The following is a 15,012-nucleotide window of genomic DNA, read 5'->3' on the forward strand; positions in this document are numbered from 1 at the left end:
CAAATTAAGATTACTGATTATTCTCGACCGCTTTTCTCAAGAAACCATTTTGTTGATCAAGTTGAGCCTTAGCTGATTCTAACCCCAGCCCTGTCAGAATCATCAAAATGGACAGTTTTACATCATAATCGGTGGCTTTAAGTGTCGAAACAGCAAGGGCTTTATCACACTCCGTCGCTTGGATAACGATACGAGCAGCGCGGGCAACCAATTTTTCATTGGTTGCTTTTACGTCGACCATCAGATTTTGGTAGCTCTTACCGATACGAATCATGCTGGCAGTCGTTAGCATATTTAGCACTAATTTTTGCGCCGTACCTGATTTGAGGCGTGTTGAGCCAGTCAATGCTTCCGGGCCAACCACTGGGCTTATCGCGATTTGAGCAATCTCAGCAATCGGAGACCCTGGGTTACAAGACAGCGCAACTGTAACCGCGCCAAGCTGATTGGCATAGTTGAGTGCACCTATTACGTAAGGAGTGCGACCACTGGCTGCTATGCCAACCACAACATCATTTTCTGAAAACTGAATCGCTTTGAGATCTTCAATTCCGAGAGTCAGTGAGTCTTCTGCTCCCTCTTTGGCTTTCAAAATTGCTTCTGGTCCGCCTGCAATTAGGCCGATAACCATTTTGTCTGAAACGCCGAAAGTCGGTGGGCATTCTGATGCGTCTAACACACCTAATCGACCACTGGTGCCTGCGCCCATATAAATCAGTCGGCCACCGTTTTGAAAGGCGTAAGCGATCTTATCAACCGCTTTCGCGATCTGTGGCAGTTCCGCCTCGATCGCCAGTGGTACCTGTTTGTCTTGTTGGTTAATCTTTTCAACCACTTCGAGAGAGGTGAGCAGATCAATATCCATAGTGTCAGGGTTTCTCCCCTCCGAAACGAGGTGCGAGAGCGCTGATATGAGAGCGTCGTTACTCATAATGATCCTTAAATGGTGATTCTAAAATGATGGTTCTAGATTTGTTTAGTCAGCACGATAGAGAACGCCTAGAGAGGCCGCTCTGCTTGCGCCAGTCACTTCTGGTAAATTGCTTGGCAGTTGATGAACATGACGTTGAGCAAGCCACGCAAAGGCCATCGCTTCCATGTAATCAGCATCAACACCTTTACTGGTTGTCGACTCAACCTCCCAACTTGTAAGCAGTTCAGACAGTCTCTTCATCAACAATGGATTTCGTGTACCACCGCCACACACATACAGTGCCGCTTGGCTACCCAAGCGATAAGTCTCTACTTCATTGGCTATCGTCAATACGGTGTATTCACAAAGCGTGCGCTGAACATCTTCTGCTGCAAGATCTTTAAATTCTGTTAAATGTTGCTCTAGCCACGGTAGATTAAACAGTTCTCTGCCAGTGCTTTTCGGCGGCATTTGAGATAGATAAGGTTCATTTAGCAACTGTTCGAGCAAGGCTTGATTGAGTTGGCCTTTAAGCGCGAATCGCGCATCACGGTCAAATTTTTCACCGATGTGTTTATCTACCCAAGCGTCCATTAACATATTGCCGGGGCCTGTATCATAACCAAGAGTAGGCTGATTCGGGCGCAGCACTGAAATATTCGAGATACCACCAATGTTCAACACCACAACCGAACTGTCTTTTGGGTGAAAAATCGTATGGTGAAACGCTGGTACTAATGGCGCCCCTTGTCCGCCAAGCGCCATGTCTTTGCGTCGGAAATCTGCGACTGTTTGAATCTGTGTTTTAGCGGCAATGATATTGGCATCACCCAGCTGCATGGTAAATGGCGAATCACCGGTTGGCTGATGGAATACTGTTTGGCCATGGTTACCAATCGCAGTCACGGATGATGCAGGCGTATCTGACTTGTTGAGAAGTTGTAGAACCGCATCAGCAAATAGATGACCAAGCTGGTGGTCTAGTTCGCCAATGGCAATCAAATCGGTTTTCTGACCAATACAGACTTCAAGCAGACGTGCTTTGAGGTCATCAGGCATCGGGAACTCATCATGAGCAAGCAATGTAATGCTATCGTCTTCAATCGAGACTAACGCAGTATCAACACCGTCCATACTCGTCCCCGACATCACACCGATATACAGTTCTTTATGATCCGTTCCTAAGCTCTTACCCTGCATTCTTAAAGTCTTCCACAGATTGTTTTAAAAACATTGTAAAGCAAATTTAAAGAGAATAATCTCGGGAAGTTTATGAAATTAGGTTTAATAAGGAATAAATATGGGACCGTTGTGGGTTGATGTTGCAGGCTACGAACTGACAGCTGAAGACAGAGAAATTTTAGAGCATCCAACCGTTGGTGGTCTCATCTTATTTACTCGAAACTACCACGATAGCAAACAGCTTTCGGCGTTAAACAAAGAGATCCGCAAGGTAGCGAAACGTCCTATTTTGATTGGTGTTGACCAAGAAGGTGGCCGAGTTCAGCGCTTCCGCGATGGATTTTCAATTATCCCTGCCGCTCAAGAATTCTCGACTAAGAATAATGGTGAGCAGTTAGCAGAACAAGCCGGTTGGTTGATGGCGGCGGAATTGATTGCCCATGATATCGATCTGAGCTTTGCGCCTGTATTAGATAAAGGTCACGACTGTAAAGCGATTGGTAGCCGAGCGTTTGGTGAAGATATTGAGACCATCGTTCGCCACAGCAGTGCTTTTATTAAAGGCATGAAATCGGTTGGAATGGCGACAACAGGGAAGCACTTCCCAGGACACGGCGGTGTGATTGCTGATTCGCACCTTGAAACGCCTTACGATCCTAGAGATGACATCTTTGAAACCGACATGGCCATCTTCAAGGCTCAAATTGAAGCTGGAATATTAGATGCGATGATGCCCGCGCACGTGGTTTTTTCGCACTATGATGATCAGCCAGCGAGTGGCTCTGAGTATTGGTTGCAGAAAGTATTGAAGCAACAGCTTGGATTTAAAGGCTTGGTGTTCTCTGATGACCTAACTATGGAAGGTGCTGCGATTATGGGTGGGCCAGCCGATAGAGCGAAGGCTGCTCTGAATGCGGGGTGTGACATGGTGTTGATGTGTAATAAGCGAGATGCACAAATTGAGGCTCTTGATCACTTAGCGATTCAAGAGGTGTCTTTAGCCAACTCATTGCTTAAAAAGCACAGCTTTGATTTATCGACGCTTCACTCGGATAGTCGATGGAAAAAGGCCTCAGAGCAAATTAAGCGAATGTTAAACGCTGGGTGATAAATAAACACTCTATAAGTTTGAAGAAGGCGATATGAGAAATATCGCCTTTTTTGTATGTGTGGGGCGCGGTTTAAACTGGTTTGTGTATCAGAATGAATTAAAGAGGGTATGTAAATTTTAATTTACAGTAAATGTTTTTTATTGTTTACACTTGCAATCGTTTTTGTAGCTGTTATTGTGTTTTTAAAGATTGTTAGCCCAAATGGAAATGTTGGGTGTAAAAATAAATATACAGGTTGAGTTATGCAGAAAAGTGAATTAAGCAATGTCAATATCATCGACGAACAGGTACTGATTACTCCAGAGGAGTTAAAAGCAAAACTGCCTTTGAGTGATAATGCTCGTCGTTTCATTCAAGAGTCTCGTGAAACTATAGCAAATATCATTCATAAGAAAGATCATCGCATGCTTGTAGTATGTGGCCCATGTTCTATCCATGATATTGAAGCTGCAAAAGAGTACGCGAAACGCTTAAAAGATTTATCTGAGCAGCTTAGCGACCAACTGTATATTGTAATGCGTGTTTACTTTGAGAAGCCTCGTACCACTGTTGGTTGGAAAGGCTTGATCAATGACCCACATCTAGATGGCACTTTCGATATTGAGCATGGTCTGCATGTTGGCCGTGAGCTACTTGTTGAACTCGCTGAGATGGAAATTCCACTAGCGACAGAAGCGCTAGATCCAATCAGCCCGCAATACCTAGCAGATACATTCAGCTGGGCAGCAATCGGCGCTCGTACGACTGAATCACAAACCCACCGCGAAATGGCGAGTGGTCTTTCAATGCCAATCGGCTTTAAGAATGGTACGGATGGCAACCTAGGTACTGCAATCAATGCAATGCAGGCGGCTTCTTCTAGCCACCGTTTCATGGGTATCAGCCGTGAAGGTCAAGTTGCACTACTAACGACGCAAGGTAACCCAAATGGTCACGTAATTTTACGTGGCGGTAAGCAGACGAACTACGATTCAGTATCTGTACACGAATGTGAGCAAGAGCTGGGTAAGTCTGGCTTAGAGGCGGCACTAATGGTTGACTGTAGCCATGCGAACTCTCGTAAAGATTTCCGTCGCCAACCGCTGGTGGCTGAAGATGTCATCCATCAGATTCGTGAAGGTAATAAGTCGATTATCGGCCTGATGATTGAGAGCCATATTAACGAAGGAAACCAATCTTCAGATATACCTCTCAATGAGATGAAATACGGGGTATCTATTACCGACGCGTGTATCAATTGGGAGTCAACTGAGGCACTATTGAAACATGCACATACGGAATTAGTCCCGTTCTTAGAGAACCGCTTGAAAGGTTAGTCAGAGTTTAAATTTAAGTGCCTCATCTAATGGGGCATTTTAAGATCTGTTGCTAACGAACCTGCATCAGTGCGGGCTTTTAGATTAGCACGGGCTTATAGATTAGTAAGGAATAAAATGGCCGTTGAACTGAACGAATTACGCGACCAAATCGATGCTGTCGATAAACAAATGTTGGATTTACTGGCTCAACGACTGGCTCTAGTAGAGAAAGTCGGAGAAGTAAAAAGTGAACATGGTTTACCTATTTATGTACCAGAGCGCGAAGCTGCGATGCTGGCGTCTCGTCGTCAAGAAGCCGAGAAAATAGGGGTTCCACCGCAGTTAATCGAAGATATTTTGCGTCGTACGATGCGTGAGTCTTATGCCAGTGAAAAAGATTCTGGTTTTAAGTGCCTTAACCCAGAGTTACGTTCAGTGGTTATCGTTGGTGGTAATGGTCAACTTGGTGGTCTGTTTGGCCGTATGTTCAAGCTTTCTGGTTACGAAGTGAAAATCCTTGGCAGCCAAGATTGGGATAGAGCCGATGAGATCTTAGATAATGCTGGCCTTGTAGTTGTAACGGTTCCAATTCACCTGACAGAAGGTGTGATTGCGAAGCTGGGTAATCTACCAAGCGATTGTATTCTTTGTGATTTGACGTCGATTAAATCAAAGCCTCTACAAGCAATGATGAACATGCACCAAGGCCCAGTGGTTGGGTTGCACCCAATGTTTGGTCCTGATGTTCCAAGCCTTGCGAAACAAGTGATTGTTTACAGTGATGGGCGTGGCTCTGAAAGCTACCAATGGTTACTGAATCAATTTGGTATTTGGGGCGCGAGCCTTTGTCAGATGGATGCTGCTGAACACGATCACGGTATGACTCTGATTCAAGCACTACGCCACTTCACCTCTTTTGCTTACGGCTTGCACCTAAGTAAAGAGAACCCGAACATTGATCAGCTTCTGAAGCTAAGTTCGCCAATCTACCGACTTGAGATTGCGATGGTTGGTCGTCTGTTTGCTCAAGACCCGAACTTGTACGGTGATATCATTCTTTCTTCAGATGAGAACATAGAGATGATTCGACGTTTCCATAGTCGTTTCGGTGAAGCATTAGAAATCTTGGATGGGAAAGATAAAGCCAAATTCGTTGATAGCTTTAATCAAGTCAGTGATTGGTTTGGCGACTACTCGCAGCAGTTCTTGCAAGAGAGCCAAAATCTTTTAAAGCAAGCGCATGACTCGATTCATCGTGGCTAATACTGATTTGAAATCATAAAAAAGAGCGACCTGATGGTCGCTCTTTTTTTATCTAATTCAGAACTAAAAGTAGTTGGCCTACTGTAGGCTAAAAGCAATTAGATCATCATAGGCCAAACCAACAGAACTTGGCCATTAATAAATAGTTAGCCAGTAACAACTAGTTAGTCGTGATAGGTTTTTTGCTCTCTTCACTCGATACCGTGTCGATGGTCGAGCTAATGTAAGGCACGTTAGTCAGGTTGATCTGCAAGCGAACCACATTATCAATAAGCTGAACCAGTGGGCCCCACTTAACCTTTTTCTCTTTCTCGAACACGTAGTTGAAGTTTTCCGGTGTCCAATCCATCAAGTATTGAGGGTTCAGTGAACGACCAAGGAAGCGTACTTCATAATGCAAGTGTGGGCCGGTAGAGTTGCCTGAGTTACCACAGCTTGCAATCACATCACCTTTACTCACAAACTGACCGCTGCGAACTTTGAATTTTTGTAGGTGCGCGTAAGAACTCATGAAACCGAACGAGTGACGCATAGTAATAAAGTTACCGAAGCCTTTTTTACTTGGGCGTACCGTTTCAATGACTCCATCTGCGGGCGCTACAATATCTTCACCACGCTTACAAGTTAGATCGATACCAGTATGTACATGGCGTTTACCTGAAATAGGGTTAGTGCGGCTACCATAAGAAGAAGATATACGTTGATAAGCCATAGGACTGTCGTTTGGAATCAAACGGAACATCGTCGCTCTTACTGCTGAATCTACCGCCGCAGCATCAATGCGATCTTCTAAAGAGATATCATCGGTAAGCAGTTCTTCATCGGCAAGACCCAGCACGGATTCCACATCAAATACACGCTTACCAAGCAGTTGAATGGTGCCTTCTTTTTCGGTGAGTGTTTGCGATAACGAGTGATTGGTTTCTACCTGTTCAGCATAAAGAAACTCGGTTTGCTCTTTTTCAACAATCAGCGTTTCAATTAACTGTTGTGCATCACCCGCTTGCATCGCGAGCTCTTGTTTACCTTCGAAGTGCATGTATGCAGCTCCGCCAATTAACAGCGGCACTGAAAAAATTGCAGTGGTACACATGAGCACGGCTTTTCGGCCGAAGTAAAACGTCTGTTCCCCATTGTTAGAGGGAATAGTAATGGAAATTTTTTTAGACATGGTTCTGTATTAACTAAATGCTTCTAATAGAAAAAGGTAATGGAGATATTATTCCTTACCTAAATCGGTAAGGTGTTCAATCTCTCTATAAAGCAGTTCATCGTCGCCGACATTAAGCTCAACAAGGCGCTTAAGGCGGCCAATACTATCAATATCTAAATGCTCTATGCGTAAACGCATTGAGGTATTGATGGTAGAGACTATCATTGCTTCTAACTGAATATTGATATCACTGTTGGTGAGCTTAAAGCTGACTTGAACAGGAGCATCGTGGCTGAGTTGCTGCCATTTATCACATTGAATGAGTAAACCATGGAGAGATAAGTCTTGCACTGAGCCTGATACATTTACTTGTCCTTGTGAGATCTCAGTCGGGACTTGATAAATAACTCGTGAAAATTGACGTCTTTCAAGCATAGGTAATTTCTCTATATCAATAGGTAAATAGTAAGCCAGATATATCAAAGGCCGCTATTATCGCGGCCTTTGTTCAAAATACAAGCTAATTTACTTAGCAATACGCTTGTACTTGATACGGTGCGGTTCAGCCGCTTGTGCGCCCAGAGTCTTCTTCAGCCACTCTGTGTACTCAGTATAGTTACCTTCGTAGAAGTTAACTTGACCTTCATCACGGTAGTCTAAGATATGGGTCGCAATACGGTCAAGGAACCAACGGTCATGCGAGATAACCATTGCACAGCCAGGGAACTCAAGCAGCGCTTCTTCAAGTGCACGCAGAGTTTCGACATCAAGGTCATTGGTTGGCTCATCGAGTAGCAGTACGTTACCGCCCGCTTTTAGCAGTTTCGCTAGGTGAACACGGTTACGTTCACCACCAGAAAGCTGACCGATGATTTTCTGTTGGTCGTTGCCTTTGAAGTTGAAGCGAGAGCAGTATGCACGAGCAGGGATTTCGAAGTTGTTGATCTTAATGATATCAGCGCCTTCAGAGATCTCTTGGAATACTGTTTTGGTGTCGTCCATGCTGTCACGGAACTGATCAACAGAAGCAAGCTTAACCGTTTCGCCTAATTCAACTGAACCTGAATCTGGCTGTTCTGCGCCGCTTAGCATCTTGAATAGTGTTGATTTACCTGCACCGTTGGCACCCACGATACCCACAATAGCGCCTTTAGGCATGCTGAATGATAGGTCGTCGATAAGAACGCGATCACCAAATGACTTCGTTAGGTTCTTAACTTCAAGTACCTTGTCACCTAAACGCTCACCCGGCGGGATGAACAGTTCGTTGGTTTCGTTACGCTTCTGGTATTGGCCAGTCGTTAGTTCTTCAAAACGAGCCATACGAGCTTTAGACTTCGCTTGACGGCCTTTAGGGTTTTGACGAACCCACTCAAGTTCTTTCTCGATAGTCTTTTGACGTGCGCTTTCGCCTGATTTCTCTTGCTTCAGACGCTCATCTTTCTGTTCTAGCCAAGATGTGTAGTTACCTTCCCATGGAATACCTTCACCACGGTCAAGTTCTAGAATCCAGCCAGCAGCGTTGTCTAGGAAGTAACGGTCGTGGGTAATTGCCACAACAGTACCGCTGTAATCAACAAGGAAGTGCTCAAGCCAAGCCACTGATTCTGCATCCAAGTGGTTAGTTGGTTCATCAAGAAGCAGCATGTCTGGCTTCTCTAGAAGTAGACGACAGATCGCAACACGACGACGTTCACCACCGGATAGGAGTTCGATTTTCGCATCCCACTCAGGAAGACGAAGTGCATCAGCAGCACGCTCTAGAGCTGTCTCTAGGTTGTGACCGTCTTTCGCTTGAATCAGAGCTTCTAGTTCGCCTTGCTCTTTTGCTAGTGCGTCAAAATCTGCATCTGGTTCTGCGTAAGCTGCGTAAACTGCGTCGATACGCTTAAGCGCGTCTGCAACATCAGAAACCGCTTCTTCTACGATTTCACGCACTGTTTTTGATTCGTCTAGTACAGGCTCTTGCGGTAGGTAACCGACTTTAAGACCTTGTTGTGCACGAGCTTCACCATCAATATCAGTATCAATACCAGCCATGATACGTAGTAGGGTAGATTTACCTGAACCATTTAGACCCAAAACACCGATTTTAGCGCCAGGAAAAAAGCTAAGAGAAATGTCTTTAAGAATTTGACGCTTAGGTGGAACAGTTTTGCTCACCCGAGACATGGTATATACGTATTCAGCCATTGCCGATCGATCCTAATTTATTGTTCAAAATTATCGGCTATTTTATACCAATATCCCCAAAGATGTTACTCCTAGGACAGAAAAGCCATTCTTGAACTAATCCTTACCTATTATTGTCACATTGGTCATTAAAACTATATTTAATAAGCTTCTGAGGCGAAGTGTTAAATATTAATAATATTTACACTCAAACTCTTTACATTTGATGTGATGTCGGGCGTAAATAGACTTCACGTATTCATACACGCACTAAGGAAAGAGCGAATGTTTTTCCGCATTGGTAATACGAAAATTGCTGTGGCTGCATCGGCAATTTTGTCTTCATTTTCACTGGCTCCGATGGTTATGGCTAGCAATGCCTCCGAGCTTGAAATGCAGCGTGATGTTTATGACAGAGCGCAAGAGGTTTTAGACAACCGTGATCTAGAAGCTTACTCTGCGCTACGTAACAAAATTCAAACATATCCGTTAACGCCTTACACTGATTATCGAGCCTTCTTATTAGGTTTAGGTGATCGCACACCTACTGAAGTGGATGCCTTTATTGAAGAGAATAAAGCCCTACCATTTTCGAATCGTATGCGTGCGCCTTATTTAGATTTATTGGCGGCTCAAAAACAGTGGAAGACGATCCTTGAGTTTCAAACCCAAGAGCCGACTGGTGAAAAATACCAATGTATCTACTACCGTGCGAACTATGAGCAAGGAAACAAAGAGCTTGCCTTCAAAGGTGCGAAACAGCTTTGGTTAAGTGGTAATGGTGTTGATGACGCCTGTGACCCGCTCTTCGAAAGTTGGGATGAAGCGGGCTTAAGAACGGATGAGCTAATACTAGAGCGAATGCTACTGGCATTTGATAAACGAAACGGCAAATTAATGACTTATCTGGTCAAGCAATTAGATCATGATGAGGCAATTGCTCAAGCTAGGCAGATGAAGGCGTTGTTCAACAAGCCTGAAGATGTTCTCGCGTTTGCCAAGAAGCACCCTGCAAATGAATTCTACCAAGCTCAAACCGAATTTGGTTTCGAGAAGTTAGCAAGGGAATCAGCAAGCAGCGCTCAAGAGATTTTTAATGATGTTGTTCAAGCTCAAAAGTTATCTAAAGAAAAATCCCAAGAGCTAGCGGATTACTTAACGTTCCGCTTGATCAATACCGACTCTGAAGAGTTGATGGCGTGGCGAGACAAAATGCTCGAGAGTTCATCAAAGCAAGTCTTGTTGGAAAGACGTGCTCGTTTAGCTATTCAGCATGCAGATTGGACTGGCTTGAAAGAGTGGATAGCGCGCTTAGATGATAAGCATCAGGCTTCGCTTCGCTGGCAGTATTGGCAGGGTAGAGCAGAGATAGCACTCGGTGATACTGCTAAGGGTAACAAACGACTGTCAGATATCTTGGGTCAGCGTAATTTCTACAGTGTGGCTGCGGCTAAGCAGTTAGGTAAGCCAGTTCAGTACCCAACATCGACACTCAAATACAACGCTGAAACAGTAAAGCCATTTGAGACTTCTTTGGTTCGAATCGGCGAGCTGATTGACCGAGATAAAATTGCGGCAGCGAAGAGTGAATGGCGTTGGTTGTTAACCAATGCTGATAAAGATCAGAAATCAATGCTTGCCGCTCATGCTGCGACGCAGCGTTGGAACCACTTTACAGTGACTGCGAGCATCTCTGCGAAGATGTGGGACAACATCGCTTTACGCTTTCCTGTTGCTCATAAGTGGTGGTTTAACTTCTACGCAGAAAAGCACGATATAGACCCGATTACCTTAATGTCTTTAGCGAGGCAAGAGAGTGCGATGGATTCAGAGGCTCGCTCTCCAGTTGGCGCGCGTGGCATCATGCAAATTATGCCAAAGACGGCGCAATATACGGCTAAAAAACATAAGATTAAGTACCAGGACAGCGATGATCTTTATGATGTCGGCAAGAACATTGAGATTGGTAGCCACTATCTAGATGGCCTATTAGCTCAATATGATAACAACCGTATTTTTGCATTTGCTGCTTATAATGCAGGCCCGAGTCGTGTGAAACAATGGCGTTCACGCAGCGATGAAAAGCTCGATGCATTTGCTTTTATCGAAATGATTCCATTCAAAGAGACTCGTGGTTACGTTCAGAATATCTTGATGTTTGAGACCTACTATCGAGATATCTTGGGCGAGAAAGGGATGTTTTTAGCACCCCATGAGGCCGAAACGAAATACTAGAGGTTCGGTACTTTCTCCGAAACTGAGTAATATTAAAGGCAGTGAGTGCGAACCAGTTCCACTTGCTGCCTTTTTACATTGGATCAAAGCAAGTGTTTCGGTATAAAGTGTTAAACGCTTTCAATCATTAAGCGGCTACTTCAAGCCAAAATTTAAAAGTAAGTGTAGAGATATGGCATCACAACCTGAATATGAGAATTGGCAACAACTAATGGATTTGGTAAAAACAGCGGCTGAGAAAGATCAGCATGAACTGTTGTTGACCATGATGATGACACCTGATGAGCGAGATGCTTTGGTCGCTCGAGTGAATATTCTTTGTGAACTCATGAAAGGGGACATGTCACAAAGACAGGTGAGCCAAATGTTAGGTGTGGGTGTGGCTACGATCACGCGAGGCTCTAATGAGCTAAAGGCTAAATCTGAGCAAGAGAAAGCGGCAATTGCAGAGCTGTTACTCAAGTAAGCATTTAAACAGTAAGCCTTAAGAACTTGATAAAAACGCTAACCATAGGTTAGCGTTTTTTGTTTTTATCCCGCTTAATGTTATTACCTCTAGAGAGGCGAAATATCGTGTTTCTTAAACAAGACTAAGCAGGGAAGTGCTTAGGGTTAACAAATGGGATCAGCGCTAGTATTAAAGCCTGGCTATATACAGAACTGCGAGATAGTTGGTTATGTGTTAATAAGCCAATCGCACCGCCTTTTTGCTTTATGTTGTCGGTGCCGAATACTTCATCCATCACATCACCTAGCTCATTCGCATGCTGGAGTTTATCAAGCACAACGGGTGGTAGCATCAAGCTTGCTGACCGAGATTCTCCGCGCTGACCGTTTGCTTCAACGACCATCCAAGCAAATGTAACCTTTCCTTCTATTCCAGACTCTAATCCAACATAAAAATCCGCATCAGGTTGAGCTTGAGTTGCGTTGTGAACGCGATTTACCGCACCTTGATAGGTTTCGTCGTTGCTCATCGGTTGATCGGCGACACCGCTAGGGACGCTGATGCCTTTGAAATCAAATTCAGTATCAGGAAAAGCAGATAAGAATGCACTTTTAACGGCGTTAATTTTAGCTGGGTTCAGCGATGCGATGATTACAGATTTCATGTATTGGATTCTTTTTGTTATCGATTAAATTGAGTTGATGCTGTCGGTACCAATCACTCAGTTCTTCTAATGGCATAGGTTTACCGAAGTAATAGCCTTGTAGCATATCGCACTGTGCTTCTTGCAACCACTGATGCATGCTTTCAGTTTCGATGCCCTCGGCTGTGACCTTCTTACCCTGAGCATGACATAACCCGATAACCGGTTTTACTATGTTCTGATTATCGGTCTCAATTAAGGTGTCTAAAAAGGCTTTATCGAGCTTAATTTTTTGAGTTGGATACTGCACCAGTTGAGTGATGGAGGTGTAGCCAGATCCAAAGTCATCAATGGCTAATCGATAGCCCATATCAGATAGTTCGTTAAGCAGCGGAAAGCCTTCAGAGTTTGAGTAAAAGGTTTCGGTAATTTCAAAATCAATCAAACTTGGCGGAATTCGATTTAAATCGGCGTGCTCTTTGATGAAGTCAGCAAGATCAGTCGTTTCAATCCCAGCAGAAGATAAGTTAATCGACAACTGAATTGCGTGATCAAACTGAGCCTGAAGTCGATGAAAAGAAGCAAATGCATTCTGAATGACCCACTGATCAACCTGATCGAATAATCCAGTTTGCTCGGCAATTGGAATGAATTCATCAGGTGGAACCAAGCCTAGTTGCTCCGAATTCCAACGTAATAACACCTCAACACCAATAACATGGGTTCCTGTTGAATCCATGTACGGCATATAAACGAGCCTAAATTCATCATCAAAGTTCTTGTCTCTGAGTGCGCGTTCAATGTTTGCTTGGCGTTGAATCGCTTTGTCTAAATCTCGTGAATAGTCAGCAAATTGGTTTTTACCTGCGCGTTTGGCTTGGTACATCGCGGTATCAGCGTTCGACAGTAGCTTTTCGATGGAGTGGCCATCATTGGGGTAGGTAGCAATACCAATACTGACCGTGATCGGAAAGCTCCCTGATTCTGTGATAAAACCTTTTTGTAGTGGCGTCAGTAAGCTATCAGAGAATCTATGCGCGATATTCCCTTGGCGAGTAGGCGCGTTAATGTACACAACGAACTCGTCTCCAGAAAGTCGGGCTGGCATACAATGAGCGTCAAACTCTGTTTTATAGTGGCTACAAATATCTGAAATACGCTGAGCAAAACTGACTAGAATGGAGTCGCCGATTTGATGTCCATATTTGTCGTTCACAAACTTGAAGTTATCTAGGTCAAAGTAGAGAACCCAGGTTTTGGTATTCGAGCTAGGCTTGGGTAATGATTGCTGAACGAAGGTTTGAAATTGATGCCTATTGGCTATTTGGGTTAATTGATCATTCTCGGCCAATAGCTTGGTCTGTTGGTAGGTGTTATCTAACTCTTGGTACATGTCATAAAAACGCTGTGATAGGCGGCCAAGCTCATCACGAGTGCCTAAGCGTTCGATGTTCTTACGTTGTTTTTTTTCGACTTGCTGCAGTTGTCGGTCGAGTCGTGTTATCGGGGATATCACACTGCGAGACAAAAGCATGAGTAGCAGAGCAACCGTCACAAACGCGGATAGTGCAAAGGACAAACTCAGCTTATTCCAAATTGATTCGAGCTTGTTTTCCAATAGGAATGGCGCCGGGTCAACAGTGGCGTATAGTTCTGGCGCAAGCTTGACTGAGTGGGTGACATCATTTCCCAGAGAAACCGCTATAGATGTGAAGAACAAGCTGGTTTGGTAGTCGAACTCTATCTGTTTTCTCAGCGCATTAAATTTATCGAGAGAGACTGACACAACAACAAAGAACACATCGTCTGGGTGATTGTTTGCGGTTGGGAAAATCGTTTTTTTGTCTACCTTTTCGTAGTGAACCAACATCCCTTCACCTTGAGAGTTTTGAATATAGTTGGTACTTGATGCTGCTAAGGTGTCTTGATAGTACTGATCCACAAAATCCAATATTTTGCTGTCAATCTGAGTGCGTGAGTCGCTGTTATTATCAGCGTAATAACTCAATTTTCGCTGACTATTGAGAAGCGCTAACCCGGTATAGCTTTCATCGTCATCTTGCAAGAAGTGTATGGCTTCTCGAAGGTTACTAACCAGTTCAAGATCGCGAGATAGGTTTTGTTCAGTGAGAAAGTAACGCTTCACCATGTCACTTTGGGTCAAGGTGTAAGAGTAGCTATTTAGGAACGAGCGAGACTGTCGAAAATATCCTACCAACTTTTCCATGTTTAGCTGAAGTGCGTTGTCTTCGCGTTTGATAAAACTGCTTTTCTGCGTTGAATAAATAATATAGCTAGAAGCTGCGGTACTGATCAGTATCACAGGGGTTATCAGTAGTAAGATTTTAGTACTTAGCTTCATAGTTAATGACAACACTATTTATAATTTAAGCGCGTAAGTTTATGTTACTTAATACTTACTCGCTATTAATTACACGTAGTTCGATGATTTCCTGTGAAGGGGGTAAGGTTTTGTCTTTATTGATAAAAAAGCCACTAATGAGTTTTTTGTTAAGAAGGTGTTGAATGGTGTGGGTTAGAAGGCATGTACAGCCAGTGAAATAATCGAGCCATGTCTCAGGAATACGTAGTG

12 protein-coding genes are annotated in these 15,012 nt (G+C 43.9%); 5 read left to right on the plus strand and 7 right to left on the minus strand.

Annotated elements, in window-relative coordinates:
* Positions 1 to 10: 10 nt before the first annotated feature.
* Positions 11 to 931, minus strand: coding sequence for an N-acetylmuramic acid 6-phosphate etherase (murQ, locus tag DUN60_RS01215; protein WP_114632994.1), 921 nt, complete (start codon positions 929 to 931; stop codon positions 11 to 13).
* A gap of 45 nt (positions 932 to 976) precedes the next feature.
* Positions 977 to 2,113, minus strand: coding sequence for an anhydro-N-acetylmuramic acid kinase (locus DUN60_RS01220; RefSeq protein ID WP_114632995.1), 1,137 nt, complete (start codon positions 2,111 to 2,113; stop codon positions 977 to 979).
* A 100-nt stretch (positions 2,114 to 2,213) separates the two neighbouring features.
* On the opposite strand from DUN60_RS01220, the gene nagZ reads away from it, so the two are divergent.
* The 3 genes from nagZ to tyrA all read left to right on the plus strand — a co-directional run bounded on the left by nagZ (position 2,214) and on the right by tyrA (position 5,768).
* Positions 2,214 to 3,203, plus strand: coding sequence for a beta-N-acetylhexosaminidase (gene nagZ, locus DUN60_RS01225; protein WP_114632996.1), 990 nt, complete (start codon positions 2,214 to 2,216; stop codon positions 3,201 to 3,203).
* A gap of 246 nt (positions 3,204 to 3,449) precedes the next feature.
* On the plus strand, positions 3,450 to 4,523 hold the full coding sequence (locus DUN60_RS01230) for a 3-deoxy-7-phosphoheptulonate synthase (protein WP_102447140.1): 1,074 nt from the start codon (positions 3,450 to 3,452) through the stop codon (positions 4,521 to 4,523).
* Positions 4,524 to 4,640: 117 nt separating this feature from the next.
* Entirely contained in the window at positions 4,641 to 5,768 is a 1,128-nt protein-coding gene (tyrA, locus tag DUN60_RS01235; RefSeq protein ID WP_017084805.1) for a bifunctional chorismate mutase/prephenate dehydrogenase, read from the plus strand.
* A 160-nt stretch (positions 5,769 to 5,928) separates the two neighbouring features.
* On the opposite strand, the gene DUN60_RS01240 is transcribed toward tyrA, so the two are convergent.
* The 3 genes from DUN60_RS01240 to ettA form a co-directional block, all read right to left on the minus strand.
* Positions 5,929 to 6,939 (minus strand): M23 family metallopeptidase, encoded by a 1,011-nt coding sequence (locus tag DUN60_RS01240; protein WP_017077738.1) that lies wholly within the window; start codon positions 6,937 to 6,939, stop codon positions 5,929 to 5,931.
* Between the two features lie 48 nt (positions 6,940 to 6,987).
* Positions 6,988 to 7,356, minus strand: coding sequence for a PilZ domain-containing protein (locus tag DUN60_RS01245; RefSeq protein ID WP_114632997.1), 369 nt, complete (start codon positions 7,354 to 7,356; stop codon positions 6,988 to 6,990).
* Between the two features lie 90 nt (positions 7,357 to 7,446).
* Complete coding sequence (ettA, locus tag DUN60_RS01250; RefSeq protein ID WP_004735040.1) at positions 7,447 to 9,114, minus strand: energy-dependent translational throttle protein EttA; 1,668 nt, start codon at positions 9,112 to 9,114, stop codon at positions 7,447 to 7,449.
* A gap of 264 nt (positions 9,115 to 9,378) precedes the next feature.
* On the opposite strand from ettA, the gene sltY reads away from it, so the two are divergent.
* Both sltY and trpR read left to right on the plus strand, forming a co-directional pair.
* Positions 9,379 to 11,328 carry a murein transglycosylase gene (gene sltY, locus DUN60_RS01255; protein WP_114632998.1) on the plus strand — a complete coding sequence of 650 codons (1,950 nt, stop codon included), beginning with the start codon at positions 9,379 to 9,381 and terminating at the stop codon, positions 11,326 to 11,328.
* Positions 11,329 to 11,500: 172 nt separating this feature from the next.
* A complete protein-coding gene (trpR, locus tag DUN60_RS01260; RefSeq protein ID WP_017084809.1) occupies positions 11,501 to 11,794 on the plus strand; it encodes a trp operon repressor in 294 nt (97 codons plus the stop codon).
* Between the two features lie 124 nt (positions 11,795 to 11,918).
* Here the strand turns inward: trpR and yjjX are convergent, their stop codons facing one another.
* The gene (yjjX, locus tag DUN60_RS01265; RefSeq protein ID WP_004735037.1) at positions 11,919 to 12,440 is read right to left on the minus strand and encodes an inosine/xanthosine triphosphatase; all 522 of its coding nucleotides are present in this window, start codon (positions 12,438 to 12,440) and stop codon (positions 11,919 to 11,921) included.
* Entirely contained in the window at positions 12,403 to 14,781 is a 2,379-nt protein-coding gene (locus DUN60_RS01270) for a putative bifunctional diguanylate cyclase/phosphodiesterase (RefSeq protein ID WP_114632999.1), read from the minus strand. Before DUN60_RS01270 ends, yjjX begins: the two co-directional genes overlap by 38 nt.
* Positions 14,782 to 15,012 lie beyond the last annotated feature (231 nt).

Origin of the sequence: Vibrio splendidus, assembly GCF_003345295.1 — a bacterium.
GTDB classification, from domain to species: Bacteria; Pseudomonadota; Gammaproteobacteria; order Enterobacterales; family Vibrionaceae; genus Vibrio; species Vibrio splendidus_K.

What these genes read in the sequence shown, in the direction of transcription:
- murQ (WP_114632994.1), bottom strand. Translation starts at nt 931, where the DNA reads ATGAGTAACGACGCTCTCATATCAGCGCTCTCGCACCTCGTTTCGGAG.
- DUN60_RS01220 (WP_114632995.1), bottom strand. Translation starts at nt 2,113, where the DNA reads ATGCAGGGTAAGAGCTTAGGAACGGATCATAAAGAACTGTATATCGGT.
- nagZ (WP_114632996.1), top strand. Translation starts at nt 2,214, where the DNA reads ATGGGACCGTTGTGGGTTGATGTTGCAGGCTACGAACTGACAGCTGAA.
- DUN60_RS01230 (WP_102447140.1), top strand. Translation starts at nt 3,450, where the DNA reads ATGCAGAAAAGTGAATTAAGCAATGTCAATATCATCGACGAACAGGTA.
- tyrA (WP_017084805.1), top strand. Translation starts at nt 4,641, where the DNA reads ATGGCCGTTGAACTGAACGAATTACGCGACCAAATCGATGCTGTCGAT.
- DUN60_RS01240 (WP_017077738.1), bottom strand. Translation starts at nt 6,939, where the DNA reads ATGTCTAAAAAAATTTCCATTACTATTCCCTCTAACAATGGGGAACAG.
- DUN60_RS01245 (WP_114632997.1), bottom strand. Translation starts at nt 7,356, where the DNA reads ATGCTTGAAAGACGTCAATTTTCACGAGTTATTTATCAAGTCCCGACT.
- ettA (WP_004735040.1), bottom strand. Translation starts at nt 9,114, where the DNA reads ATGGCTGAATACGTATATACCATGTCTCGGGTGAGCAAAACTGTTCCA.
- sltY (WP_114632998.1), top strand. Translation starts at nt 9,379, where the DNA reads ATGTTTTTCCGCATTGGTAATACGAAAATTGCTGTGGCTGCATCGGCA.
- trpR (WP_017084809.1), top strand. Translation starts at nt 11,501, where the DNA reads ATGGCATCACAACCTGAATATGAGAATTGGCAACAACTAATGGATTTG.
- yjjX (WP_004735037.1), bottom strand. Translation starts at nt 12,440, where the DNA reads ATGAAATCTGTAATCATCGCATCGCTGAACCCAGCTAAAATTAACGCC.
- DUN60_RS01270 (WP_114632999.1), bottom strand. Translation starts at nt 14,781, where the DNA reads ATGAAGCTAAGTACTAAAATCTTACTACTGATAACCCCTGTGATACTG.